The following is a 25,102-nucleotide window of genomic DNA, read 5'->3' on the forward strand; positions in this document are numbered from 1 at the left end:
GAGCGAACTCCTCGGGGGATAAGGTTTGCGGGGTGGAAACAGTGTGGTGTGGGTTGTTTCCTTGTTTTCGTCAGGCTTCTTACTTAGAAGCCGAACCCGCACCAAATTCAGGATAGGCCTCCATGCCCAGGTCCGCCTTGTCGAGGCCGAGCATTTCAGCCTCTTCAGAGACGCGGACACCGACCACCAGTTTCAATACCGTCCAGACGATAAAGCTGGTGACGAAGACAAAGGCGCCGATTGCAACAATACCGGTCAACTGGACAACAAAGTCCGCACCGGAGAAGACAACCGCCAGCGTGCCCCAGATACCACAAACCAGGTGGACCGAGATTGCGCCGACGACATCGTCAATTTTCAGCTTGTCCAGCAGAGGCACGGCAAAGACAACCAAGGCACCGCCAACGGCACCAATGAAGATCGCCAGCATCGGGCTTGGTGCCAAAGGTTCAGCCGTAATAGAGACCAGACCAGCCAAAGCACCGTTCAGAGCCATCGTCAGATCGATTTTCTTATACAGGATCTGGGTCAGGATCATCGCCACGACAACGCCAGCCGCTGCGGCCAGGTTGGTGTTGATGTAGATCGTCCCGATGTCGGAGATGTCCTGCATTGTGCCCATAGCAAGCTGAGAGCCGCCATTGAAGCCGAACCAGCCCATCCACAGGATAAACGTCCCAAGCGTGGCCAGGGGAAGGTTCGCACCGGGCATTGGATGTCCGCCGTCACCATAGCGACCCTTACGGGCACCAATGACAAGGGCACCGGCCAAAGCTGCCCAACCACCAACGGAATGCACGATTGTAGAGCCAGCGAAGTCTGAGAAGCCCATTTCGCTGAGCCAGCCACCGCCCCAGGTCCAGGAACCCTGGATCGGGTAGATGATTGCGGTCAGCACGACACAGAATGCGAAAAACGGCCACAGTTTGACGCGCTCTGCCACTGTACCAGAGACGATTGAGGCTGTTGCCGCAACGAAGACCATCTGGAAGAACCAGTCTGAACCAGCGGAATACTCGCCGCCTTCCAGGGTGTCTGCAGCAGCGATTGTTCCGGCATCCCAAATTGCGAAGCTGCCGAAATAGCCGCTGACATCCATATACATCAGGTTGTAGCCGATCAGGTAGAACATGATACCGGCGATCGAATAGATACCGATATTCTTGAGGCATTGCGCCGCAGTGTTCTTAGAGCGAACCAGACCCGCTTCCAGCATGGCGAAACCTGCCGCCATCCACATGACCAGGAAGCCATGCATCAGGAAGGAAAGGCTGTTGAAAATATACTGCGTTTCCAGCGGAACATCCGCCATTGCGGGCATTGCAATAAAGCTGATCGCAGCGGCGACAGCTCCTGCAATACCATAACGTTTGATTGATGCGGTCATCATCGAATTATCTCCCCTTAAAGCGCGTCGGCATCGGTCTCGCCGGTGCGAATGCGCACGGCTTGAGCGACGTCGAGGACGAAGATCTTGCCATCGCCAATTCGACCGGTGTTGCCGGCCTTCTGAATTGCTTCGACGGTCTGGTCGGCCAAATCAGATGGCACAACCACTTCGATTTTGACTTTTGGCAGGAAGTTCACGGAATACTCAGCCCCGCGATATACTTCTGTCTGCCCCTTTTGACGACCGAAGCCTTTGACTTCGGTAGCGGTTAACCCCTGTACACCAAGTCCGGTCAGTGCTTCGCGCACATCGTCCAGCTTGAAGGGTTTGATGATCGCCATGATCAGTTTCATAGATTTCCCCGAGGGCTCCCTCTCTATTGAAGCGATATTGCTCCCTCCCACGCGCCGCTACAGTCTTCGGGACATCCGGATGATCACCGACCCCCCGGCCGACATCCCCGATGGCTCGCTTGCGCGAACCCTGCACCACGCATGAGGCTCGCATTGGTAATAACAAGATGCGTGCCAAACCGTCATGAATTTGAAATATTGTTAATTATCAATACATTAAGGTAAAATTTATTTAGGGTTAGGTAATTTTTGATACAGTTTTCATGCCCAATTAATAGCCGAAAATAAAATTTGCATATTTTTTAGGCAAAATAATGCGACAATCGAACGCTGGACTTCCGGGTCGTATGGCGCAACCTTTGACGGAAGGATTTGGTGTTTGACGAAGGGTGGCCGAATGGCAAACAAGCGTGTTGATGTTGTCTTTGCGGGCGGCGGCATGGTGGGAATGACTCTGGCGATTGCCTTGGCACGGTCGGGCCTATCGGTTGTCGTGGTGGATCGGGAACCCCCGGCATCCGTGCTGAACCTGGCCTATGACGGTCGCGCATCTGCGATTGCCCTGGGATCCAAAAGGGTGCTGGAAGCAGCGGGCGTGTGGCAGCATATGGCCGCTGACGCATCGCCGATATGGGATATCCGTGTCGCTGATGGTCATCCGTTGCGCGGTGTGTCGCCTTTATTCCTGCATTATGATCACGCCGATGTCGGTGATGATCCCTTTGGATGGATCATTGAAAACCGGATCACGCGCACGGCCTTGCAGAAGGTTGCGGCGGAAACAGACGGTTTGACCCTGATCGCACCCGCCGACGTCGTGCGCATTGATCGCGATGCAGATTGTGCCACGGTTGTTCTGGAGGATGGCCGGGAAATCCATGCGTCATTGGCGATTGCTGCGGATGGAAAATTCTCCATGCGCCGCAAAGAAGCGGGCATCAAAACCAGTGGATGGACGTATAATCAGACATCCATTGTCGCAACCGTGCGCCATGAGCGCGCCCATGACGGGGTTGCTGTGGAACTGTTCCTGCCCGGTGGTCCGTTTGCAATGCTGCCCATGACGGAAAATCGTTGCAACATTGTTTGGTCAGAACAGACAGATCTTGCGCAACGCTTTATGGCGATGGACGATCACGCGTTCCTGCAGGAACTGGCGTTGCGGTTTGGCGACTGGCTTGGCGACCTGGAACTGGTGGGCCCGCGCTTTGCCTATCCGCTTAGCCTGCTTCAGGCCGACCGTTATACTGATACACGGTTCGCTCTGATCGGAGATGCCGCCCATGCCATTCATCCGATTGCAGGGCAGGGGCTGAATATGGGGTTGCGCGATGTCGCCGCCCTGGCGGAGGTGATCGTCGATAGCCATCGACTGGGCCTGGATGTTGGCAGTGCGGCGACCTTGCGCGCCTATGAGCGGCGGCGGCGGTTTGATAACATTCTGTTGACGGTCGTGACGGACGGATTGGTTCGATTGTTCTCCAATGATGTACCGCCGTTGCGCACCATCCGGGATATTGGGCTGGCAGCCGTCAATCGGCTGCCCCCCGCCAAAAACTTCCTGATGCGCCACGCCATGGGGGTCGTTGGAGACCTGCCTCGCATGGTGCGGGGCGAAGCGCTTTAGAGCACTTTTGTCTGACCTTGTCTAACTCGCTTGGCGTCTTTCGCTGGCACCGGGGGCCTGATTTTTCTTGGTGAAAAAGACCTTTGTTTGGACCAGATTGTTGTTCTCATTTTCGATGAAGAACTTCGCGCCCAGCAGGTTGCAGAGCTTCTGCACCAAAGGTAAGCCGAGCCCGATCCCGTCTTTTTTTCTCGAATAGACATCGCCGATATCCCCAATTTCTTGGATATCGGACTCTGGTTCCAGCTCTCGTTCTATTCTTCCAGGATTTCTGGTTGTCAAAACGGTTTGGCCCAGGCTGTCGGTTGCCGCATAGGCGTAAATTTTACTGTTGTTCGGGGAAAACTTGATGCAGTTCGCAAAAAGCTCCAAGATAATTTGCTGCGTTATCGTCTGGTCTGATTTGATGTAAATCGGGTCCGACGGCAGGGTTAAGCATAGTTCAATTTTCTTGTGCAGTTGTTCGCTGCGTAAAATCTCTGCACAGTCTTTCACCAATTCCACCAGATCAAATCTGGTTTTCTCCAGTTCGAGGGACCCGGTTTGAACGAGTTTCAACACCCGATTTATAAGTTCCAACTGGCGATGCCCAGATCTGGATATCTCTTTCGCATAGGATGTGTATGCAGAATTCTCGATGGGTCCCAACAGCTCGTTGTGAATGACATCGGCAAATCCAATGACGGCATTCAAGGGGGTGCGCAACTCGTGGCTCATAAGGGCTAAGAATTGCTTCTTTGCCAGGGTACCAGCCTTGGTCAAGCGTTTGGAACTTTGCAAAGCTTCTGCTGCGGTTTTTGAATTCGAACGGGTAATCGAAAATAACTTGATTTGATCCTGCACGATTTCTGTAAAATTTTTCAATGCGGCCTGATCTTCTTCGGAAAAGTTGTCGCGTGGCTTGTCATCAATGATACAGAAGCTGCCAATAGCCGCATTTTCAAAGAAAATCGGGAAACCAGCATAAAATCGAATGTGTGGTGGTCCGGTCACAAGATCATTGTCATAGAAGCGGGAGTCCTCCGTCGCATCCAATACCAACAAAGGGCGCCTTTTTGCCACACTATGGGTGCAAAATGAGGCATCCCGGGGCATTTCCGTGACATTCACGCCACAGGCTGATTTCAGCCATTGACGGTCTTTATCGACGAGCGATACGAGCGCCATTTTCGTGGAGAAATACTTGCTGGCCAGTATGACGAGTCTGTCAAATTCTGTCTGCTTCTCAGTATCGAGAATGTTCAATTCATGAAGAACCTGGAGGCGATAGTCCTCATCGAATGGGATAGGATAATTCAGGGCGTTCACATTTTCCATTTTTCATGCGTCTCATACAGAGTTTCAGGTTCCCACCCTCTGATGATGCATCATCGCGCTATTTACTATAGGATTTTGATTAACAAAAGCTTTATGAGTCGCTTGAATCTTTTGTCGGTTATGCAATTTTTTGTTGGTACAGTTGATGTTTCGTGTGCCGTTAACTGCTAACGGTTGTGATGGTATAAGGTGTTGTTTGAGTTCAACATTTTTTGGGGTTTTTAGATTGAACGGACAGACAGGATGATTCTTTCCCTGATTGGTTATCGTTACAGTGTTTACTCTTGGATTGCCAAGCTAGCCTTGGTGGAAAAAGGGATTGTGTATGAGTGGGTTGAAACAGATCCCTTTGCGGCAGACCTGCCAGATCAATTCCTGACGCTAAGTCCGTTCAAGCGTGTGCCTGTGCTGCAGCATGCAGATTTCAGCCTGTATGAGACTGTCGCCATCACCCGTTATGTGGATGAGGCATTCGCTGGCCCCGACCTGCAACCGTCCACCCCCGTTGATCGCGCCAGGCAGTCTCAGATCCTCTCAATCATTGACAGCTATGCCTATTGGCCTTTTGTGCGTCAGGTCTTTGCACAGGGGGTTTTTGCGCCACAGTTCGGGGAAAGGGTGGATCCGGACGCCCTGGCGGCGGGGCTTAAGACTGCCCCTGCCATTCTGCATGTTATCGCCGCATTGAAGAGGGATGGCCCCTGGATGCTGGGATCCGCGATAACCCTGGCAGATATCCATTTATATCCAATGCTGGCTTATCTGGCGATGGTACCCGAAGGGGCGGAAATGATCCGCCAATATCCCGGCTTGGAACACTGGCGTCAGGATATGGCGGCGCGACCGGCGGTTATGGAGACGGTTCCCCTGTTCACGGATCCCGACTGAGGCCTTTTGAATCCAGGGCGTTCAGATAGGACTGCCAGCGTTCATCGTATTCGACGCCCAGTTCATACAGATATTGCCAGCTATAGAGGCCCGTATCGTGCATGTCATCAAACAGGATGCGCATGGCATAGTTGCCGACGGGCTCAAGCTTCATGATGCCGACATGGCGGCGACCGGGGACCAGTTGCTTCTGGCTGGCAGAATGGCCCTGCACCTCGGCAGAGGGGCTTTCGACCCGCAGATATTCTGCGGGATAGGAAAACCGCACCCCATCGTCGAATTGTACTTCCAGTCGCTTTTCCGCCTTGATGTGTTTGACCTCTGTCGGCCAGGCCTTGGTGGAAAAGCGATCCTGTGCAGTTGCGTCGGACCCATTATCGGAACCGGCGGTCATTTAGCCTTAATCTCCCGCGCTTCTTCGGGCAGCATGATCGGGATGCCGTCGCGGATTGGATAGGCAAGCCCCGCCGTATCGCTGATCAACTCTTGCGCGGCGGCGTCATAGCGCAGGGTGCCGCGGGTGACGGGACAGACCAGAAACTCCAACAGGTTCCTGTCAATGCCGGGCGTTTTAGCCTGGGGTCCCCCAGGAACATCCTTGTTCGTATCGCCAGCCATCGCGTCCATTTCCTCTTATTGCGGCATCGCTGCCGTTCCCATGCATCAGACTATTGCTTAGATTTCTCGCTGCCATCCCCGCCTGTGTCAAGCACGGCCATCTCGACCAGCGTGGTCAGGACCCTGGCGCGGTCGGCCAGGCTGGTCGCCTCCAACAGGGCCTGTTTTTCCGGGGGCGCAAAAGGGCAGATCATCGCCAGAGAATTTATCAAACGCTCATTAGGGGTTCCGCATAAGGCATCCCAGCTGGCCTGAATGCCCTGGGCGGTGAAATAGGCCTTCAGGCTTTTAAACAAGGCGTCACGATCAACGCCGTCCCCCGCATCTTCCTGAAGATCGGCTTCAAAGTCCTGCCAATCTGCCATCACACGCCGATAACCGCGTGTGGTCGCCAGTTCTTCAGATATCCGGAAACGACTGAGACCTTTCAGGGAGATCAGGATGCGCCCATCGTCTGTTTCTTCAAATGCCGTAATCCGCCCGGCACAGCATATCGGATATACCGGGGGATCGCATTTAACTGCGGCAGATTTCTGGCAGGGTTGCGCCATCGCGATCAACCGATCCCCAGCTAGCGCATCCTTGACCATGTTCAGATAGCGAGGTTCAAAGATATTCAGTGGCAGCATACCGCGCGGCAGCAACAAAACCCCGGTTAGGGGAAAAATCGGCACACTGGCTGGCAGATCTTCGAAACTAACATCAAAATGGCTCATACTTGACCACACATCGTTTCAGTCACCTCGCATACTGGCCCGCGCTCAGGACTGGTCTCTGCCGCCCTGTTTCGGCCTTCAGGCGCTGGTGTCTGTCGTTGTCAGCTATACAATGGTGTCAGCTGAACAATAATGACGACAGGCGACGGCGTCCAGATTGCACGACAGGGTCCATCGGTCCCAGCGCCTCAAATACTTTCAGTAACTGTAGGCGGGCCGCGCCATCATTCCAGTCCTTGTTGACCTGAATAATGTGTAAAAGGTTATCAACGGCCTCTTCTGACTGTCCAACGGCTGCTTGTGCCTCCGCCAGATCCAGTCTTGCCTGATGATCCTTCGGGTCTGCGGCCAGTTTGGCCTCCAGGTCTGCCAACTGGCTATGGGCCTCTGCTGCCTTATCTGCCAATTCCAAGGCAGCATGCGCTGACAGGACGTCCGGGTCTTGAGATTTTGCGACAGGGATTTCCGCCAGAATGGCCTTGGCGGCCTCGACCTCTCCCAATTTGATATAGGCCTGTGCCAACTTGGCCGCGACTTTGAAATTTTCCGGGTCGTGTTCCAGAACCTGTCCGAAGATGCCAGCAGCCATGGCGAAATCGCCGGCTTCAATGGCTGCATCCGCTTGTTCCAGTGCGGCCTCAATCGGATCCTGGCTGTCATCATTGCCTGCTGCCTTTAACAGGCGGGCAATGAAATCGCGGATAGCGCTTTCTGGCTGTGCACCGGCAAAGCCATCCACCGGACGCCCACCGACGAATCCAAATACGGCAGGGATGGATTGAACCTGCAATTGCTGGGCAATCATGGGGCTCTCATCAATATTGATTTTAACCAGCCTGACCTTGCCACCAGCGGCCGTGACCGCCTTTTCCAGGGCTGGGCCCAATTGCTTGCACGGGCCGCACCAGGGGGCCCAGAAATCGACTATAACCGGGGTCGTCTGGCTGGGCTCCATCACGTCCTGGCGAAAGGTCGCATCGCTGCCATCAATGATCGCAGCAGCGCCCGCTTGGGCATCAGCTTGTCCAATTAAGGGTTCCATAGACGCATCACTCCAATTGTCTCGTTGTAGCTCGGCGGCTCGCCGTATTGATGTCCCATCACTTAGGCGTTCCGCCCGTCTCCCTCAAGTCCTTAGCTGTCAGGAAACAGCGCCTGTCCAAAATCAATGCGCTCCGGCTGATACCCTTCTGCCTCCAGAAAACGCAGCAGATCACCGACCGCCACTGTGGTGGTCGCGGTGTTGCGCAGCGGGTGACAGTTCACGACGGGCTGGGCGAATATTCCCTCATCCAGGACGACAGTGACCTGGCGGTCTGTATCATTGATTACCGCCAGCGGCGTCACAGAGCCTGGAAGGACGCCCAGCACCTCCATCAATGTCTCCGGTGATCCGAAGCTCAGCGAATCCTTTGCCCCCAACCGCTTGCGCAGGGCCTTCAGGTCGACCTCCCGGTCTTCCAGCACGCTGCACAGGAACAGGCGCTTTTTGCGGTCGCGCAGGAACAGGTTCTTAATATGCGCACCGGTCAACCGCCCGCGCAGCTTTTGGCTTTCCTCAACGGTAAAGACGGCGGGATGTTCGATGGTCTCATGGGCGATTCCCAGGTCATCGAGTCGCGCAAAAAGGTCGTGATCCTGTTTCGGCATGGCAATTCTCTCTCCCGCTGTGCAAGTGTTGCGCTGTGCTAACCCATTCGCAAGCGTTAGAAAACCCGCAGAGAGCGGCGTGTTCCAAGATATGATAAATTTTTGACGAAATCGGGCTTGCCAGGAAAGGGACTAAGGGTATATACGACCGCTGCCTTAGAGATAAGGCGTGACCACCCCGCCAGTGACGGCGGACGGTCTTCGGAGCGGGCGTAGCTCAGGGGTAGAGCACAACCTTGCCAAGGTTGGGGTCGAGGGTTCGAATCCCTTCGCCCGCTCCAGTTTTTCTTCCCAAATTGTGATAGGTATGCTGCGGTTCGCAGGATATTTTGCGCTTTATGCACCCAGATACGCATCCTTGATGCGTTGGTCGTTTTGCAGGTCGCGGCTTAGGCCTTCTGCGCCGATGGTGCCGTTTTCCAGGACATAGACATAATCGGCGATGGCCAGTGTCTTGTGGACGTCCTGTTCGGCCAGGATGACGCTGAGGCCCAGTTTGACCAGGCCGGGGATGATCTGGAAGATCTGTTTGGCGATGCCAGGGGCCAGGCCCAATGTGGGTTCGTCCAGCAGCAGCAGTTTTGGATTGGCCATCAGGCCCCGGCCCAGGGCCAGCATCTGCTGTTCGCCGCCAGACAGGGTGCCGCCCAACTGGCTGCGGCGTTCTTTCAGGCGGGGGAAGAAGTCGAAGACGGTTTCCAGCGTATTGTCCCGGTCCGCCCTGGCGCGGGGATTGACCGCGCCGATGGTCAGATTCTCCAAAACCGTCATGTCAGAGAAGATCAATCGGCCTTCCGGCACCAGGACGACGCCACGGGCCACCAGATCGTGGCTGGCCAGGGTGCTGATATCCTGACCTTCAAATTCAATCTGTCCGCCTGTGGGGGGCAGCAGACCGGCCAGACGGCGCATCAGGGTGCTCTTGCCCGCCCCGTTGGAGCCGATGACCGCTGTGACCCCTTGAGACCTGGCCGTCAGGGAGACACCCTTCAGGACCTGCACCTCGCCATAGCCGGCCGTCAGATCGGTGACCAGAAGGGATGGGGTCATGCCGGTGCCTCCAGGGGTTCTGCTATGCCGAAATAGGCTTCCTGGACCGCGGCATTATCCGCAATCTGCTGTGGCGTGCCCTGGGCGATTTTTTCGCCATGATGCAGGACCGTGATGGTATCTGACATATCGGTCAGGGCGCTCATCACATGTTCGATGATCAGGATGGTCAGGCCGTGATTATCCTTGACCCGGCGCAGGCTGGCGATCATGTCGGTGACTTCCACCGGCGTCAGTCCCGCCATGACCTCATCCAGCATCAACAGGCGCGGTTCTGTGCCCAGGGCGCGGGCGACCTCCAACCGTTTACGCCCGGACAGGGTCAGCGATCCGGCCGGCAGGTCCGATAGGGCATCCAGGCCGATATCGGCCAGGATGTCCTGGGCCAGGGCCGCAGCTTCAGACACTTTTGGGGGCGCCTGGCGGCCATATAGAATGGCGATTTCGACATTTTCGCGCACGGTCAGACCGGCAAAGGGGCGCACGATCTGAAAGGTTCGGGAAATCCCCCGCTTACAGACCTGATCCGGGCGCAGTCCGTTGATGGGCTGTCCGGCAAACAGAATGGTGCCCGTTGTCGCCCGCTGATTGCCTGCGATGATGCTGAACAGGGTCGTCTTGCCCGCCCCATTCGCGCCCATCAGGCCATGGACGCTGCCTTCCGCCACATCCAGGGTGATTTGGTTCAAGGCCTGCAACCCGCCGAAATTCTTGCTGAGTGATTTAATGGACAACAGGCTCATGACACAGCGCCCTTTTGCTGTTTGCGCCGCTTGATCAAGCCGATCAGACCGTTGGGCGCGAACAGGACAAAGCCGATCAGGAACAGGCCCAGCAGGATGAAATAAAGCTGTGGCGCGGTGCTCCACAGGAGTTCCGCCAGTCCCAGCATGAACAACGCCCCCAGGATGGGGCCGCGCGCATCACCCGCCCCGCCTATGATCGCCATGGTCACAATGGAGAAGGAGATGGTTGGATTAAAGACCTGCAGCACATCGAAATAGGTAGATCGCATCGCCATCAATCCACCGATCATGCCGGGAATGACGGCCGATGCCGCAAAGGCCAGCACTTTCAACCGGGTGACGGGGACGCCAATGGTTTCTGCCGCCGTCTCATCTTCACGTACCGCCGCCAGTCCCTTCCCAAAGCGGGAACGGCCGACGAAATAGGTGATCAATGTGGCGATGACGGCCAGGGCTGCGACCCAGTATAACAGGACTTCGGTCTTCGGGGCCCCGAACAGCAGGCGGCTGGATTTGCCGAAGGTGGTTTCTGTGTAGAGCAGGATATATTTTACGAGTTCCGCCAGGCCGAATGTCAGGATCACGAAATAGGGTCCGCGCACCCGCAGGACAGGGATGGCGACAATCAGGGCAAACAACCCGGCGGCCAATCCACCAAGGGGGATGGAAAGCCACAGGGGGATCATCTTAAAGGTGACTGCCACCAGATAGGCGCCAATGCCGTAGGCGACCACATGACCCAGAGAGATATAGCCGGTCATGCCGCTGAACAGGCTCCAGCTTTGCGTCAACGCGATCCACATGAACAGGTTCAGGGCAACGACTGTCCAATAGGACCCCATCGTGACCCCCAGGCCGACAATCAGGGCGGCGCCGATCAGCGTGGCGCTTACAGCAGGAAGCGAGCTGTTGGTCCTGATAAAGGGAATGGTCATGACTGGCGGGCTTTCCCCAAAAGGCCTTGGGGGCGCAGGATCAAGACAGCCACGAAGATCCCGTATAAAAGGATCGATCGCATATTGGCGGAAGTCAGGGCAACGGCATAAATCTCAATAAAGGCCAGCAGGAATCCTGCAATAATGCCGCCAAACACATTGCCCAGGCCCCCCATGATGATCACCACAAAACTGGCAATGGTGAAGGGGAATCCCATGAAGGGGGAGATCTGTTCGGCCATGCTGACCAGGCCACCAGCGATGCCAGCCACGCCAAAGCCAAGCGCGATGCTGGTCAGTTGCACACGTTCCACATTAATGCCGACAATGCGTGCGGCGTCCCGGTTCTGGATCAGGGCCTTGATCGACATGCCAAACATGGTGCGGTTCAGAACCAGAATGATGGCAACCAGACAGGTCAGAGAAATCGCCAGGGCCGCGATACGATTACCGGTCATGGCAACCTGTCCGAATTGATAGACATCGTCCAGATAGCGATAGGCCCGGGGGGTCGCGCTGAAGGCCAGCGCGATCACATTCTGGGTGACGACAGAAACACCAAAAAACAACAGCAGGGAGTTTGCCTCAATTTGTGGGATCGGCTTGCCTGAGGATAATTGGCCGCGAAACAGCAGGTAATACAGGGCAATGCCCAGACCGGCGGTGATCGCCGCAATGACGGGCAGGCCCAACAGGGGGGACATGCCGGTCAGCGTGAAACACCAGAACGCACCATAGCCGCCAATCATCAGCAAATCGCCATGGGCAATGTTCAAAAGGCGCATCGTCCCATAGACCAGATTCAAGCCCAGGGCGATCAACGCATAAAGCCCGCCCAGAACAAGCGCGGCGAATAATAATTGTCCTGAAAGAAGACTCTCCATCGAGGGGCTTTCTATGAAGCAACAGCACGACCCCAACGACACAAATGTGCCGTTGGGGATTTAACGCGCTGGTCTTAGCGTTTGATCAGATCGGCTGTAGCAATCGATTTCGGCCAGACAAGTTCCATATCGCCCTTCTGGATCTGCAGGAAGGCGCTGGGGGTGATGATGTTTTCCACGCCTTTGAACTTCACCGGACCATTGATGGTATCGAATGTGTCATTGGAAATGACTTCACGCAGTTTGTCGTGGTCCAGTCCTGCCTTCGCCACTGCCTGTTGCAGAATTTCACAGGACATGTAGGCCAGCGCGGAGTCCAGGTAATCCGGTGCGCTGTTATATTTTGCAACATAGGCGTCGAAGAAAGGCTGTGCCCGTGGCCAGTCCTTTTGCTTAGGTGACCAATGGCCCAGGGTGATGATCCCGTCTGCAACCGGACCAAAAGCATCCTTATAGGCAGCAATCGTCGGGCCGATCAGTAGGAACTGATAGGGTGTGGTAATCCCCAATTCCTTTGCCTGACCGGTATACAGGAAGGCATCGGACGGATAGGTCAGGGCGATCACCGCATCGGCATTGGCGGATTTCATCTGCGTCAGCAGGGGGGTCATGTCCTTGATATCCGGCGGATAGCTTTCATTCATTTTGATTTCGATATTCGCCGCTTCCAGGGCCGGGACCAGGAATTGCAGGTTTTCCTGGCTGAAGGGCAGGACGTTGGCGATGATCGAAACAGATTTCACGCCATTTGCCGCCAGCATATCAACCAACGCAGGGCCGATCCGGTCGGGCAGCACAGCGGTTGGGAACCAGATATTGCCGGGCTCAACTTCCCGGATGGCGACGGAGCCTGCAGTGTTGCCAACCATAGGGAAGCCATGCTGTTCCAAAACACCCGCGATGTTCAGGTGATGGGGGGTGCCCCAGGGCGCCAGAAGCAGATCGACCTTGTCGTCGCTGATCAGGCGTTCGTAAATCTGTGCGGATTTGACCGGGTCGGATTCATCGTCATACCAGACCAGTTCAATTGGATGCTTCACCCCGGCGACATTCAACCCACCGGCAGCATTCACCTGTTCCGCCCACAGGTCATAGGCATTGACCTGTGACGGCGCAGCTTGTGAGAACAGTCCGGTTTTGGCGATGGAATAGCCAATTTTCAGTGTATCAGCAGCCTGTGCTGCGGTCGGCAGCGACAGCGCGGCTGCCAATGCCAGTCCCTGTGCAATCTTTTTTAACATTCCTTCTTCTCCCATTTTAAGCCATTTGGCTTAGATTTGCAGGCCTGCGGAATATCCGCCATGCACCTGTTACGTCCCCGAATTCATAAATTTCACCGCGGACTTGACCCATTGTCCGTCTTGTTCCCCGGCCGCATAACTTGCGCCCAGATGATCGCATTCATTCAGCGCCAAGGTTTCCACCGTGACGCCCAAATTTCCCAAATCCGCTGCAAACTTTTCAGATTGTTTGATCAGATGTGGAAAATCCTTCGTGCCGTACGACACATGAAAAGGGGGTGCATCCGCGCGCAAATGCGTTTGCGGGGAGGCATCCACCTCAGCATTACCGACTGGATCGCCCAGAAATCTGGGGCGCATCGACAGGCCCGATTCCGGACCGAACTGGAATGTGCCAGATATTGGTAAGGCCCCTTTGATGACTGTGGCGGGCAGGTCGCGCTTGCTTTGCCAATCGGTCTTCAGCGCCAGGAGGGCGGCCAGATGGCCCCCGGCAGAATGTCCACAGACATAAATTCGGTCCGGATCGCCACCCCATTTTGCAATGGACTTGTACATCCACGCGACAGCATCCGCGCAATCATCGAAACAGGCGGGATAGACATGGTGCGGGGCCAGGCGATAGCCGATGGATACCACCGTAACACCCCGTGCGTTCAGGCCCGGTGCCATCAGGGCCATCCATTCCTTATAGCCATTGGTCCATCCGCCACCATGCATCAGGCCGATAACCACGCCTGAGGGCTGGTCCGCCGGATAGACAACAACGGACTGATAGGGGTTTTCACCAATGATGAAGTTTTCGCCCTCGATATCAGCGATACGGGATGAGATTTCCTTTTGATGGCGCGCGCCCAATTCGCTGAACGGCTCCTGCGGTGGATAGTCTTCAGGTCGCATCTTCGATTTCCAACATCTTGTTCAGAACTTTTTCCGGTTTCATGGGCAGGCTGTGCACATGGCCGCCAATGGCATCGGCAATCGCATTGGCAATGGCGGCGGGGACGGGGACAAGACCGATTTCGCCCGCCCCTTTGGCACCGAAAGGCCCGTCCGGTTCGGCAGCCTCTACAATGATCGAATGGATGTCATAGGGCGTATCCAGGGCGGTCGGCACTTTGTAGTCCAGCAATGTCGGATTGGCCAATTTAGCACCATCCCAGACCATTTCTTCGGTCAGGGCAAAGCCCATGCCCTGGACGAAACCACCCACGATCTGGCCTTCGACAGAAGACGGATTGATTGCCCTGCCAACATCGACTGCAGACCAGGCTTCCACCACTTCTGTCTTGCCGCTGGCCTCGTCGGTCAGGGTATCAACGATCAGACAGCCAAAGCTGAAAACACCGACCTGAGGGAAGGGAATGCCGCTGCACACAGCCCGCTTGGGATCGACAGTCGGCTGGTTGAAGACCCAGGTGTGATGACCGACAATCGGTCCACCCGCCGCCCAATGGGCACGCAGGGATATCTGGTGGAAGGAGACTTCCTTGTCTGACCCGGACACTCCGACAATGCCGCCGGGCCGCAGTTCCAGGTCCATTTCTGAACATTCCAGCATCTGTGCGGCATGTTCCTTCAATTGTTTTTCAACTTCCGCCGCAGCGCCGACAACCGCGCGACCGGTGGTATAGGTGACACGACTGGCCGTGGTGCCCCAGTTGTAGGGAGAGCCATCTGTATCCGGGCTGGCCAGGCTGACCTTTTCCAGCGGGATTTTCAGGGCTTCGGCGCACATCTGGCTCAGCACGGTATCGGACCCTTGACCGATATCCACTGCCCCTGTGTTCAGCGCGACACTGCCGTCTTCAAACACGCGGATGATCGCCCCCGTGCCCAGCAGGCCGGAGATATGGGCGGCCAGGGCTACACCGGTGCCACGACGCTTGCCCTTGGGCGCGGTGCGGGATTTGCGGTTGTCCCAATCAGAGGCCGCACGGGCTTTATCCACGCATTCCTGCAGCCCGTTGGAGGCCACTTTACCGCCACCGAACCAAGGATCGCCTGGCTGAATCAGGTTCTTCTGGCGCAGATCCAGCGGGTCCATACCCAGCTTTTCTGCGATCTGATCCAATTGAGTTTCCCCTGCAAAGGCGACCTGTGGATTGCCAAAACCACGGAAAGCACCAAACCGCAGCTTGTTGGTATAAACCAGCTTGCCATGCGCCTTGGAATTGGGAATGCGATAGGGGCCAAGGCACATTAACAGGCTGTAGCCCAGCACGCCGGGGCTATCGTCCCCAAAGGCACCACAATCCAGCAACACTTCTACTTCGCGCGCGACAATGGTCCCGTCTTTCTTCACGCCGGTCTTGCAGCGCACCTTGAAGGGATGGCGGGCGCGCACGCATTCGAAATCTTCCTCTCGGTTCAGGATCATTTTCACGGGGCGTTTTGTCGCCTGGCACATTTGTACGACCAGCGGCTGGATGTGGGGCTCCATCTTGTTGCCAAAACCACCCCCAACACGCGGTGTCAGACAGCGCAGCTTGCCCATGGGCATTTTCAGGCTTTCACAGACATTCGCCTGTACCCGGAAGACGGATTGATTGGCCGACCACAGGGTCACACGTCCCTGTTTGTCGATATCCGCCAGCGCGCCGCAGGGTTCGATTGCCAGATGCGCCTGCGGGGCTGTGTCATAGGTGCCTTCAACGATCAGATCCGCTTGCGCAAAGCCTGCTTCCAGATCTCCTTCGTTTAACTCTGTATAGGATGCCATGTTGCCGGAACTGATCGCCGGAAAGACCTTGATATAATCGTCCAGTTCTTCATGAATGATGGCAGCACCCTCTGCCAGGCCTTCTTCGGGCGACAGGATGGCAGGCAGTTCTTCATATTTTACAATGACGCGTTTTGCAGCTTCGCGGGCAATGGCCTCGGTCTCGGCGGCAACGACGGCGACAGGTTCCCCAAAGTAGCGGATTTTATCTTTGGCGATGGCGTGCTCATCCTTGATGAACGCCCCCATGCGCCCATCGGGGAAATCCTCCCCGGTCAGGATGCAGACAACGCCTGGCACTGACAGCGCATCTTCTAGGTCATAGCCCAGGATTTTCGCATGGGCGACGGTGCTTTGCGTGATCGCCGCATGCAGCATGTTCGGGCGCGACAGATCAGCGATGTATTCCGCCGCACCGGTTACCTTTTCCATGATTTCCAGACGATGGGGGCTGCTGCCGACGCCGTTAAAATCCAGACCGTCCATCATGCACCTCCCCGGGACGCCGCCAGGGCGACAGCATCGACAATTTTACGATAACCAGAGCAGCGGCAGATGTTTCCAGACAGCGCCGTGCGGATATCATCAATCGATGGGTTGCTGTTGCGCTGCAGGAATTCATGGGCGGTCAGGATCATTCCCGACGTGCAGAAGCCACATTGGACGGCATCAGAATCGATAATGGCCTGTTGGATCGGCTTTAAGTCACCGCCGTCTGGTAAGCCTTCAATGGTTGTGATCGACTGACCCTCAGTATTGGCTGCAAGGGTCAGGCAGGCCCGCACGGGGGTGCCATCCACCAGAACAGTACACGCGCCGCAGACGCCCTGGTTGCAACCCCGTTTGCTGCCGGTCAGCGCCAGGGTGTCGCGCAGCACGGTCAACAGGGTGGTCGTCGCCCCACAGGACACTTCATTTTCTTTTCCATTTACGGTCAGGGTGACGGGTTGGCTCATTGTGCGGGCTCCCGGATATCAACAAGATTATTAAAGGCGCGCTGTAACAGGCGCGGTACAACTTTCAGCCGGTATTCAGCGCTGCCGCGAACATCATCAACCGGGTCCAATTCCGCGACCAACAATTCCGCAGCGGCGGCGATTGCGTCCGTTTCCAGCTTGGTGCCGATCAGGGTGTCTTCAGCGGCTTCAACCCGAACCGGGCCACCGCCACATCCCCCAACGGCAAGGCGCAGGCTGGAGACGGTGTTGTTGTCATCGAAATCAATCGTCACTGCGACGGATGCCAGGGCAAAGTCACCGGCCACACGGCACAGCTTTTCATAGTGACCGATCGAGCTTGCAGGCACCGGGGGCAGGATGACGGCGGTGACGATTTCGCCGGGTTCCAGGGCGGTTTCGTACCAGCCCAGAAAGAATTCCTCCGCCGGGATACAGCGGCGTCCTTCCGGTCCGGCAATTTCAATTTCCGCATTTGCGGCGACCAGGGATGGCGGATAATCCGCCGCCGGGTCGGCAAAGGAAATGGATCCACCAATTGTGCCCATATTGCGCACCGGCGGGTTGGCGATTTGGGATGCCGCACAGGATACGACCTGATGCGCCGCCTTCAGGTCACTTTCAAAGGCGGTCTGGCGATGGCGGCGCATGGCGCCAATGCGAACCGACCCATCGGGTTGATGCGTGCATTGTGTCAGTTCTTCAATAGCAGAAAGGCTGACCAACCGTGATGGTTGAACCAGCCTTGCATTCATCAGTGCGACCAATGTGGCGCCCCCTGAAATAGGGCGGGCATCTTCGCCAGCTTCCCTTAACAAGGCTATGGCGTCTTTTACGGTCTTTGGCTTATGAAAATCTTGTTTCGTCATAGACGTCAGCACACTTCTTCCTGTTTTTCAGCCATGGCACGGAAGGAGTCTTCAAATTTCGCGGCCAATTTTGTGGCGATTTTTTTCATCATGCCGGACCCATATCGACCCAATCTGCCACTGATCTCAACGGTTGAAGAATAATGGATTTCTGTTCCCCCCTCCGGCGTGTCGGTCAGGCGCATATCGCTGATGGCCTGAACGACGCTGGCGCGGGACCCTTCCTCCCCTTTTGACTCGGTCCGGACATATTCCATTATGGTTTCTTCAATTATCTTAATGGTCATGCTGAACCGTGCCTTAATAGGCCCCACCGATACAACGACCGCTGCCTTGTAGGTGTCCGGGCCGGTTTCCTCGATGGATTCGCAGCCCGGTACACAGGTGATCATTTGCTCTGGATCGCGGATCAGAGTCCAGACCCTGGATCGCGGCGCATTGACGGTAAAAGATTGTTCAATCTGCATTATCTGATCCTTTTGGGAACCGTATAGACATCACACGATCTTGACGCGTTCCACAATCATCTTCGGGTCAACAATCTTACCATTTTCAATGATGACCTTGTTATCCAAGGAGATCGTGCAATCGCGCATTGGGACATCATAATGACCGCGCGTTCTGCGATTGCCGCCCCCTTGCGTGTTGGGTCCGGTTGAAAACAGGAAATTGCCTGGGAAAGTGCGCGCCGCTGCCCGGCTACGCTCCGGCTGGTCTCCATTCAGGGCAAGGCCATACCAAAGCGCCTGAGGATTCAAGCCCCATCCCAGATGTGATACCGCAAACGGGTCCATGTCATCCGGGCTTTCCTTGTTGTCATCCAGCCAGTCCTGCATCAGTTTTGCATCCAGGCCGCCTTCGATCTTGCGAATAAAGCCATCCCTGATTTCCAGGCGTACCTCATCCACGACATAGCGACAGAAGGGAAGGATGATAATGTCGCCTGGTGCGAAAACAACGGTGCCATTGGCGGACCCTTCATCCGGGAAGGTGTGGATATGACCGCCGCCCCAATGATCGAAACGGCCGGGTTCGTCAGCAAAACCCCATTGCGTCATAACTGGATACTCTCCCCGGGTGAAGGTCAAATCTGTCCCGGCGGCTGACGTAACCCGAACAGATTTCGTCTTTGAATACAGGTCGTCTGCGTATTGGCAGGCTTCTTTTAATCCCGGAGGGGCAATCAGGTGTTCCAGATCATCAGGCGCATCAATGATCATCAAAACCCGGGTGCCATTATCCCGCACGTCCTTCAACCAGCTGGTAAACAGCGGCACATGGAAAATGACGATAATATCGGCTGCTCTGGCTGCTTCCAATGTGCCCTTGCACTGGCCAATGGTTGGAACACCGACCTTGGTCCAGCCGGGAATCGAATTGACACACATTTCATAGACATCAGCGCCCAATGTATCGGCAGCGGCAAAGGACGCCTGGATGTATTCGCGGCGTGTCGTCAAGTCACTGACACAACAGATCGTTTCGCCCTTTTTTACATTGGACAATTTGAATTGGCGTTCAAAGAGTGACGCCATTTTGGCTGGGTTCATTTCCTGAGGTCGGATTGAAGCAACGTGCATTGGTTTCTCTCTCTTGGTTGTCGCCAACACAGGGTGGCGGGATCGTTTGAATTTCTATTACCGACTATCATTCGGTTTTAATTCAGCGTCAATAATTTTTTTAAGAAATTTTCGAAAATACTCTATTTAATCGGAAATTGGATCTGGATGGCTTCCCGCCAACATGGTGACCATCAGATCAACGGAGTGATCTATCCGTTTGGACGGACCATTCAATTTATGATTCATGGCAAATCCGTCAAAGGCCATAAACAATATATGCGCAATGCTGCCCCTTTCGCACAGGTATCGGCGGTCTTCCGGCAGGCAGGATGCGATCAGCATGGATAATTTCTGTTCGGCCCAAAACAGTAGTTCACGTGAATATTTGTCTTTTGGAGAGGCGGTTGACAGCGCTTGCATCAAGTTATTTGCAAAGCAATTTTCTTCCCCCGGAATTTCATGCCACAGGGTCTTTAGAATAAACCGCAACCGTTCGCGGGGGTTTTTGATTTTCATGACATCGGCTTCCAGTTGTTCCAGCCGGGCCCGTTGCCATGGATCAAATAAGGTAAAAAGGATTTCCAGCTTAGAGGCGAAATAGACATAGATATTGGCACTGGAAACGCCCGAATGTTTCGCAATCTGAGCCATTGAGGCACCGTGATACCCGTATTCCCGAAACATTTTTCCTGCGGCATCAAGAATAGCTTGCTGAATTTCAGGCTTTTTTATCTGCGCCATTGCGGTGCAACCCTCAAAATTGTGTCATCTAAACATCAGACAATGAAAATCCTCCCCCATCTTTCTTACCCGCCAAACGAGGGGGGATGCAATTCAAATGAGAATTGGACATGCCAAAGCGGGAGGTAAATCACGTTACCTCCCGCAGCACGGTTTTCGATGAAGGCCTGCTTCTTATTGGTTCTCAGGCGGGCAGGTGACCGATTGGCGCTTGCATCAGGCCAATACGCTTTGATGTATCGTGAACAAGAAACGGAACCACTAGCTTCCAGATCACCACTAAAAGCAGAACCACAGCAATTGGGCTGAGGGTCGCAACAGTTAGAGTGGCGCTAACAGTTTCAGCAGAAAACGCTGCTGTTACGAAATACAGAAGGGCAAAAGACAGAATCACTGTGATCGCAAAGGCGACAAGTGAGAGTTGGATGCTGATATCCCTGTTGGCCGGGACACGTTCAAAAAAAGCATAGGCCAAGGGCAGCATAAGGGCAGCAAAACCAGTAAAACCCAACGCGATCGTGAAATCCATGAGCACCGGTGACATGATGGTTCTTTCTAAGAAAGAGGAGGGCAGTGCGCAGACAGGCTGTGTCTTCATCGCTGCCGGATTTTATGATTCGGCAACTGTGATCGTTTGAGCAGGGGGCTAAACAGCAGGCCAGGAATGCAAAATCTGCGCTTCTGTTTTAGAATACAGCCCGGCAAATCTGATTGAATTGCACAAACAAGGCACAGGGTTCCAACCTCTAAAGCGGGTCCAACCGCTGTTCCGCTCGATAGGCGGCGCCGGCCAGAAACCATATCGATGCCACGCTGGGCAGGGCTGCGACCAGCATTGCAATATCCAGTATCGGCACAGAAAAGGTGAAATTGTTGAAGATCGCCCAGACCAGGGCAGTGATGGTTCCAAAAACCACGATGCCAGTCAGCAGCGACGCAGCCGCTGCTGTGACATACCAGGAAAGCTTGCCCGCCATGATGACAGAAAACTCCAGAAGGGGTGAGGCCCGGATATCGGTTGCCCCAAATGGACTTTCCAGAGGCGGACAAGGCCCCACTGCAAATATATATTTCTGGCGCGCGGTCTTAAAACTGCGTGTAATCGATGGGCTGGTGTCGGTCCAGGGCGCGGTCAATTTTGGGAAGGGGATATTTCAACCCCGTTGCACAGTTGAACAATAGGGCCCGTTCATCACGATCCACAAGGCCGCTTGCCAGGGCTTGTTTATAGGCCGCCATCGTGGCCGCCCCTTCCGGACATAACAGCAGGCCATCTTGTTTGCCCACTTCGTCCAGAGACTCTGCAATGGCCTCGTCCTCTACAGCAATGGCAAAGCCACCGCTTTCGCGCACGGCCCGCAGGATCAGGAAGTCGCCGACGGCGATGGGGACACGAATGCCCGCCGCGTATGTATGGGCATCCTGCCACAGGGGGGCGTGCTCCTCGCCTGCCTCATAGGCTTTTACGATTGGTGCGCAGCCTGTTGCCTGAACGGCTACCATTCTGGGCTTCTTCTGGCCCAGCCAGCCAATTGCTTCCAGCTCCTGAAACGCCTTCCACATCCCAATCAGACCGGTGCCTCCGCCTGTCGGATAAAAGATAATATCGGGTACTTGCCAGCCCATTTGCTCGGCAAGTTCCAGCCCCATCGTCTTCTTGCCTTCAATTCGATAGGGTTCCTTTAACGTGGATAGGTCGAACCAGCCGACCGGGCCTTTGCCTTCGCCAACAATCTTGCCGCAATCGTTGATCAGCCCGTTGACGCGATAAACAGTCGCCCCCTGCAGTTCTATTTCAGAGACATTGACTTCCGGCGTATCGGCGGGACAGAAAACAGTGCTGCGAATTCCGGCCTGGGTGGCATAGGCCGCCATCGCCGCCCCTGCATTTCCATTGGTTGGCATGGCCAAATGGGTCAGGCCCAATTCCTTTGCCATGGAAACCGCCAGCGCCAGGCCCCGTGCTTTAAAGGATCCGGTTGGCAGGCGTCCTTCATCTTTGACAATGATCGACTTGGCATTCAGGCGCTTTGCTGTATGGGGCAGGGGAATTAGGGGCGTCACAACCTCGCCCAGGCTGACAACATTTTCATCCCGGCGTATCGGCAGAAACTCGCGATAGCGGTAAAAGCCATCCGTGCGCTTGGCGATGTCTTCCTTGGTCACGGCTTTCGCCAGCGCATCCAGATCATAGCGAACCAGCAAGGGCCGCCCAGCTTCTGACAGGCCTTGCACCGTATCCGCCGGATAGGTTTTGCCAGTCATGGAACATTCCAGATGGGAAACGAAAGTGGGGGTGTCGGTCATGGGAGCTCCGTTGCGATGCCAAGGGAAGGGAGTGCAGACTTACGCCTCCTCAATTGGTCGGTCAACGCGCAAGGGAATCGTCGATTGTTCACGAAGGATCAGTTGATATTCGATTGATCCAGGGTCGCCCGGGTGAATTTCTCGATGTAATTGATCAGGGTGTCGGATGCCGCTGCCGCACCGCTGGAATCGCCATTGCCAATGGCTTTGGCTACCGCCGCATGAAGGCGTGCGCATAGCGACAGGTCCAACACCTGCTTGTAGTGTTGATACCAGAATCGGCGCGACAGCCCGTGCATCAGGCCCATGGCACTGCGCGCATAGTCGTTTCTGCAGACACGGGAGATCATACCGTTCATGCGACGATCCAGGCGCATGAACTCAACGTCATCGGCAGTATGCGACGTTTCTTCCAGGTTCGCGGCCAAGGTCAGAAAGGCGTCTTTCTCTTCCTGACTGGCACGAACAGCGCAAAGACGCGCCATCAGTCGTTCCACTTCGCGCCGAACGGCCAGCAACTCCAACTGGTTACGCACATTGATATCAGATACAAGAATGCCACGACGGGGCAGAATATTGACCAATCCTTCCCGGGCCAGCCGTTGCAGCGCCTCCCGGATCGGGGTGCGGCCAATTCCCAGTTCAAGCGACAGCGATGCTTCGGACAAAACCTCACCAGGCTCCAGGCGCAACGTCACGATTCGCTCTTCTATCTGGCGATAGGCCTGTTCTGTCAGACTAAGGCGTGCCTCTGCCTTTACAGGTACCCCTTCTTTGCGCTCCAAACCACGATCCATCTAAAACCCGTCCTGCAATCTGTGCAGTTCAATCGCGTGATCAAACTGTCGTTCGCTCAGTATTGCGGAGTCCCTGACATGCGGCAATGGAATACATCTATTCCTAGTTCCGATGGGCTCACTTGCGACTGGTTGGGCTGCGGCGTTTGGTTTCCGGAAAAAGCCACAGTGCAAAAATCATGAAGGCGCCCAGACCCAGCACTACCCAGGCAGGCACAACATTCCCGATATCCATTTGCCAGAAATGGGCGGTGGCTGCGACTAGCGCGACCAAGACGGTCAGTAGAATTTTAAAGGGAACTGGCATGAATAATCCTCCTAATTCTTTTGCTCTGTTTCTATCATACCGGGATGGTCCCGTGTAGCAGGAAACCTGTTATCAGACTTACGCCCATTGTACAGATCAACCCCATTGGTTGATTGCGCAACGGGTTCGGGAGTATTTGAAACACCAAAGGGCCGGTTAACAGTCCCAGCCCGGCGGCGACAATAGCCCAACTGACGGGCAGGCTGTCTATGCACCACACAATCAGAGAAACGGCACAGACCGCAATCGCTACGCCTGTCGCACAGACCAGCAAGGTCATCGCGATGCTGGCACCATCCCTCTTTGACATATCCATTGGCAGAAACCCGGCCAACAGAATGATGCCTGCCGTCAACAGGGCCACCGTGCCAAACAGAGTAATCAGACCGGGAAGGAATTGCACAAACACGGCTCGGGCGTCCTTTCCGTGAATTCGTTGGACTTTGGTGAAATCACTACTTGACCAGCTGTTTCAATATCCCTTACAGATATTACAGATATATCAGTTGCGTGTTTGTGAAAAGGGAGAGTTTGATGACCGCCGAAGAAAAAAAGAAGCGGACCATCGGGGAGATACGAGATTCCAAAACCAGTGGCGAGAAAATGGTCTACACATCCGTGCCAGACTATACGTCGGCGCGCTGGGCAGAGGCTGCTGGTGTCGATGTTTGTGTGGTTGGTGACAGCCTGGCGATGGTCGCCCATGGATATCCCAGTACAATCCCCGCGACGATGGACATGATGGTGATGCATGCCGCAGCCGTGCGCCGGGGGGCACCAAATACTTTCACATTGGGCTGCATGCCCTATCAAAGCTATAACACGGTGGATCGGGCGCTGATGAATGCGACCCGCTTCATGCAGGATGCAGGCTGTGATGCGGTCAAACCCCAGGGCGGTAAGTCGCAAGCACATATCCTGAAGGCGTTGGTGGAATCAGGTATTCCCACTGCATCCCATATCGGATTGACGCCCCACACGATCGCCATGTTTGGCGGGTTCAAAATTCAGGGGCGCACGGCGGAAACCGCCATGGTGATTCTGGAAGATGCCCTGGCCATTCAGGATGCCGGATGTTTCATGCTGGAATTCGAAGCCGTTCCCGCGCCGATTGCCAAGCTGATCTCTGAACAGTTGGAAATCCCCACAATTGGGATCGGGGCCGGTGTTGGCACCGACGGTCAAATTCTCCTCAGCTACGATTTACTGGGCGTCTTTACCGACTTCAAACCCAAATTCACAAAACGATACGCCAATCTGACCGATGTCGCTGTTGCGGGTCTGAAAGAATATGTGCGGGAGGTTAAGGAAAGCCAGTTCCCCGATGACGATCACAGCTATTCGGTCGCCGATGGTGTGCTGGAGGAATTTCTGACCTTGATTGAGAAGCGTAAACAACATTGAAAACCGCAGGGATAAACCTGCG

29 protein-coding genes and 1 tRNA gene are annotated in these 25,102 nt (G+C 55.2%); 4 read left to right on the forward strand and 26 right to left on the reverse strand.

Annotated elements, in window-relative coordinates:
• Nucleotides 1-79: 79 nt before the first annotated feature.
• Both ACOSDM_RS02975 and ACOSDM_RS02980 read right to left on the reverse strand, forming a co-directional pair.
• On the reverse strand, nucleotides 80-1,390 hold the full coding sequence (locus ACOSDM_RS02975; protein ID WP_420722990.1) for an ammonium transporter: 1,311 nt from the start codon (nucleotides 1,388-1,390) through the stop codon (nucleotides 80-82).
• 14 nt (nucleotides 1,391-1,404) lie between these two features.
• The gene (locus ACOSDM_RS02980) at nucleotides 1,405-1,743 is read right to left on the reverse strand and encodes a P-II family nitrogen regulator (protein WP_420722991.1); all 339 of its coding nucleotides are present in this window, start codon (nucleotides 1,741-1,743) and stop codon (nucleotides 1,405-1,407) included.
• A 397-nt stretch (nucleotides 1,744-2,140) separates the two neighbouring features.
• Here ACOSDM_RS02980 and ACOSDM_RS02985 point away from each other — a divergent pair, with 397 nt between their 5' ends.
• Nucleotides 2,141-3,370 (forward strand): UbiH/UbiF/VisC/COQ6 family ubiquinone biosynthesis hydroxylase, encoded by a 1,230-nt coding sequence (locus ACOSDM_RS02985; protein ID WP_420722992.1) that lies wholly within the window; start codon nucleotides 2,141-2,143, stop codon nucleotides 3,368-3,370.
• Between the two features lie 21 nt (nucleotides 3,371-3,391).
• On the opposite strand, the gene ACOSDM_RS02990 is transcribed toward ACOSDM_RS02985, so the two are convergent.
• Nucleotides 3,392-4,687 (reverse strand): GAF domain-containing sensor histidine kinase, encoded by a 1,296-nt coding sequence (locus tag ACOSDM_RS02990; RefSeq protein WP_420722993.1) that lies wholly within the window; start codon nucleotides 4,685-4,687, stop codon nucleotides 3,392-3,394.
• Nucleotides 4,688-4,930: 243 nt separating this feature from the next.
• On the opposite strand from ACOSDM_RS02990, the gene ACOSDM_RS02995 reads away from it, so the two are divergent.
• Nucleotides 4,931-5,575: a glutathione S-transferase family protein gene (locus ACOSDM_RS02995; protein WP_420722994.1), complete on the forward strand. Its 645-nt coding sequence runs from the start codon at nucleotides 4,931-4,933 to the stop codon at nucleotides 5,573-5,575.
• On the opposite strand, the gene ACOSDM_RS03000 is transcribed toward ACOSDM_RS02995, so the two are convergent.
• The 5 genes from ACOSDM_RS03000 to ACOSDM_RS03020 all read right to left on the reverse strand — a co-directional run bounded on the left by ACOSDM_RS03000 (nucleotide 5,559) and on the right by ACOSDM_RS03020 (nucleotide 8,559).
• On the reverse strand, nucleotides 5,559-5,969 hold the full coding sequence (locus ACOSDM_RS03000; protein ID WP_420722995.1) for a gamma-butyrobetaine hydroxylase-like domain-containing protein: 411 nt from the start codon (nucleotides 5,967-5,969) through the stop codon (nucleotides 5,559-5,561). The two genes, ACOSDM_RS02995 and ACOSDM_RS03000, sit on opposite strands and share 17 nt — an antisense overlap.
• A complete protein-coding gene (locus ACOSDM_RS03005; RefSeq protein WP_420722996.1) occupies nucleotides 5,966-6,193 on the reverse strand; it encodes a Trm112 family protein in 228 nt (75 codons plus the stop codon). Before ACOSDM_RS03005 ends, ACOSDM_RS03000 begins: the two co-directional genes overlap by 4 nt.
• A gap of 50 nt (nucleotides 6,194-6,243) precedes the next feature.
• On the reverse strand, nucleotides 6,244-6,909 hold the full coding sequence (locus ACOSDM_RS03010; protein WP_420722997.1) for an LON peptidase substrate-binding domain-containing protein: 666 nt from the start codon (nucleotides 6,907-6,909) through the stop codon (nucleotides 6,244-6,246).
• Between the two features lie 118 nt (nucleotides 6,910-7,027).
• Nucleotides 7,028-7,951, reverse strand: coding sequence for a tetratricopeptide repeat protein (locus ACOSDM_RS03015; protein WP_420722998.1), 924 nt, complete (start codon nucleotides 7,949-7,951; stop codon nucleotides 7,028-7,030).
• Between the two features lie 92 nt (nucleotides 7,952-8,043).
• A complete protein-coding gene (locus ACOSDM_RS03020) occupies nucleotides 8,044-8,559 on the reverse strand; it encodes a prolyl-tRNA synthetase associated domain-containing protein (RefSeq protein WP_420722999.1) in 516 nt (171 codons plus the stop codon).
• A gap of 206 nt (nucleotides 8,560-8,765) precedes the next feature.
• Here ACOSDM_RS03020 and ACOSDM_RS03025 point away from each other — a divergent pair.
• Nucleotides 8,766-8,840: transfer RNA gene (locus ACOSDM_RS03025), tRNA-Gly, on the forward strand.
• Nucleotides 8,841-8,895: 55 nt separating this feature from the next.
• On the opposite strand, the gene ACOSDM_RS03030 is transcribed toward ACOSDM_RS03025, so the two are convergent.
• From ACOSDM_RS03030 to ACOSDM_RS03115, 18 genes are all read right to left on the reverse strand, one after another.
• A complete protein-coding gene (locus ACOSDM_RS03030; RefSeq protein WP_420723000.1) occupies nucleotides 8,896-9,609 on the reverse strand; it encodes an ABC transporter ATP-binding protein in 714 nt (237 codons plus the stop codon).
• A complete protein-coding gene (locus tag ACOSDM_RS03035; RefSeq protein ID WP_420723001.1) occupies nucleotides 9,606-10,352 on the reverse strand; it encodes an ABC transporter ATP-binding protein in 747 nt (248 codons plus the stop codon). The genes ACOSDM_RS03030 and ACOSDM_RS03035 overlap by 4 nt, the downstream gene beginning before the upstream one ends.
• Nucleotides 10,349-11,290, reverse strand: coding sequence for a branched-chain amino acid ABC transporter permease (locus ACOSDM_RS03040; protein ID WP_420723002.1), 942 nt, complete (start codon nucleotides 11,288-11,290; stop codon nucleotides 10,349-10,351). Before ACOSDM_RS03040 ends, ACOSDM_RS03035 begins: the two co-directional genes overlap by 4 nt.
• The gene (locus ACOSDM_RS03045; protein WP_420723003.1) at nucleotides 11,287-12,174 is read right to left on the reverse strand and encodes a branched-chain amino acid ABC transporter permease; all 888 of its coding nucleotides are present in this window, start codon (nucleotides 12,172-12,174) and stop codon (nucleotides 11,287-11,289) included. The genes ACOSDM_RS03040 and ACOSDM_RS03045 overlap by 4 nt, the downstream gene beginning before the upstream one ends.
• Before the next feature lie 74 nt (nucleotides 12,175-12,248).
• Nucleotides 12,249-13,415, reverse strand: a complete 1,167-nt coding sequence (locus ACOSDM_RS03050; protein ID WP_420723004.1) for an amino acid ABC transporter substrate-binding protein — start codon at nucleotides 13,413-13,415, stop codon at nucleotides 12,249-12,251.
• A 69-nt stretch (nucleotides 13,416-13,484) separates the two neighbouring features.
• Nucleotides 13,485-14,315 carry an alpha/beta hydrolase gene (locus ACOSDM_RS03055; RefSeq protein ID WP_420723005.1) on the reverse strand — a complete coding sequence of 277 codons (831 nt, stop codon included), beginning with the start codon at nucleotides 14,313-14,315 and terminating at the stop codon, nucleotides 13,485-13,487.
• Nucleotides 14,305-16,626, reverse strand: a complete 2,322-nt coding sequence (locus ACOSDM_RS03060) for a xanthine dehydrogenase family protein molybdopterin-binding subunit (RefSeq protein WP_420723006.1) — start codon at nucleotides 16,624-16,626, stop codon at nucleotides 14,305-14,307. The genes ACOSDM_RS03055 and ACOSDM_RS03060 overlap by 11 nt, the downstream gene beginning before the upstream one ends.
• Nucleotides 16,623-17,093 carry a (2Fe-2S)-binding protein gene (locus ACOSDM_RS03065; RefSeq protein WP_420723007.1) on the reverse strand — a complete coding sequence of 157 codons (471 nt, stop codon included), beginning with the start codon at nucleotides 17,091-17,093 and terminating at the stop codon, nucleotides 16,623-16,625. The genes ACOSDM_RS03060 and ACOSDM_RS03065 overlap by 4 nt, the downstream gene beginning before the upstream one ends.
• Nucleotides 17,090-17,962, reverse strand: coding sequence for an FAD binding domain-containing protein (locus tag ACOSDM_RS03070; protein ID WP_420723008.1), 873 nt, complete (start codon nucleotides 17,960-17,962; stop codon nucleotides 17,090-17,092). Before ACOSDM_RS03070 ends, ACOSDM_RS03065 begins: the two co-directional genes overlap by 4 nt.
• Before the next feature lie 5 nt (nucleotides 17,963-17,967).
• Entirely contained in the window at nucleotides 17,968-18,429 is a 462-nt protein-coding gene (locus tag ACOSDM_RS03075; RefSeq protein ID WP_420723009.1) for a CoxG family protein, read from the reverse strand.
• 30 nt (nucleotides 18,430-18,459) lie between these two features.
• The gene (locus ACOSDM_RS03080; protein WP_420723010.1) at nucleotides 18,460-19,497 is read right to left on the reverse strand and encodes a hypothetical protein; all 1,038 of its coding nucleotides are present in this window, start codon (nucleotides 19,495-19,497) and stop codon (nucleotides 18,460-18,462) included.
• A 171-nt stretch (nucleotides 19,498-19,668) separates the two neighbouring features.
• A complete protein-coding gene (locus ACOSDM_RS03085) occupies nucleotides 19,669-20,265 on the reverse strand; it encodes a TetR/AcrR family transcriptional regulator (protein WP_420723011.1) in 597 nt (198 codons plus the stop codon).
• A 184-nt stretch (nucleotides 20,266-20,449) separates the two neighbouring features.
• Nucleotides 20,450-20,863 (reverse strand): hypothetical protein, encoded by a 414-nt coding sequence (locus ACOSDM_RS03090; protein ID WP_420723012.1) that lies wholly within the window; start codon nucleotides 20,861-20,863, stop codon nucleotides 20,450-20,452.
• Between the two features lie 148 nt (nucleotides 20,864-21,011).
• Nucleotides 21,012-21,242: a hypothetical protein gene (locus tag ACOSDM_RS03095; RefSeq protein WP_420723013.1), complete on the reverse strand. Its 231-nt coding sequence runs from the start codon at nucleotides 21,240-21,242 to the stop codon at nucleotides 21,012-21,014.
• Nucleotides 21,243-21,351: 109 nt separating this feature from the next.
• Nucleotides 21,352-22,572, reverse strand: coding sequence for a threonine synthase (locus tag ACOSDM_RS03100; RefSeq protein WP_420723014.1), 1,221 nt, complete (start codon nucleotides 22,570-22,572; stop codon nucleotides 21,352-21,354).
• A gap of 98 nt (nucleotides 22,573-22,670) precedes the next feature.
• Nucleotides 22,671-23,369 (reverse strand): GntR family transcriptional regulator, encoded by a 699-nt coding sequence (locus tag ACOSDM_RS03105; RefSeq protein ID WP_420723015.1) that lies wholly within the window; start codon nucleotides 23,367-23,369, stop codon nucleotides 22,671-22,673.
• Between the two features lie 118 nt (nucleotides 23,370-23,487).
• Complete coding sequence (locus ACOSDM_RS03110; protein ID WP_420723016.1) at nucleotides 23,488-23,676, reverse strand: hypothetical protein; 189 nt, start codon at nucleotides 23,674-23,676, stop codon at nucleotides 23,488-23,490.
• A gap of 34 nt (nucleotides 23,677-23,710) precedes the next feature.
• Complete coding sequence (locus tag ACOSDM_RS03115; protein WP_420723017.1) at nucleotides 23,711-24,085, reverse strand: hypothetical protein; 375 nt, start codon at nucleotides 24,083-24,085, stop codon at nucleotides 23,711-23,713.
• A gap of 125 nt (nucleotides 24,086-24,210) precedes the next feature.
• Here ACOSDM_RS03115 and panB point away from each other — a divergent pair, with 125 nt between their 5' ends.
• Entirely contained in the window at nucleotides 24,211-25,080 is an 870-nt protein-coding gene (gene panB, locus ACOSDM_RS03120) for a 3-methyl-2-oxobutanoate hydroxymethyltransferase (RefSeq protein ID WP_420723018.1), read from the forward strand.
• The last annotated feature ends 22 nt before the right edge of the window (nucleotides 25,081-25,102 follow it).

The organism is Hwanghaeella sp. LZ110, assembly GCF_048892525.1.
Taxonomy (GTDB): Bacteria; Pseudomonadota; Alphaproteobacteria; order UBA8366; family Aestuariispiraceae; genus Pacificispira.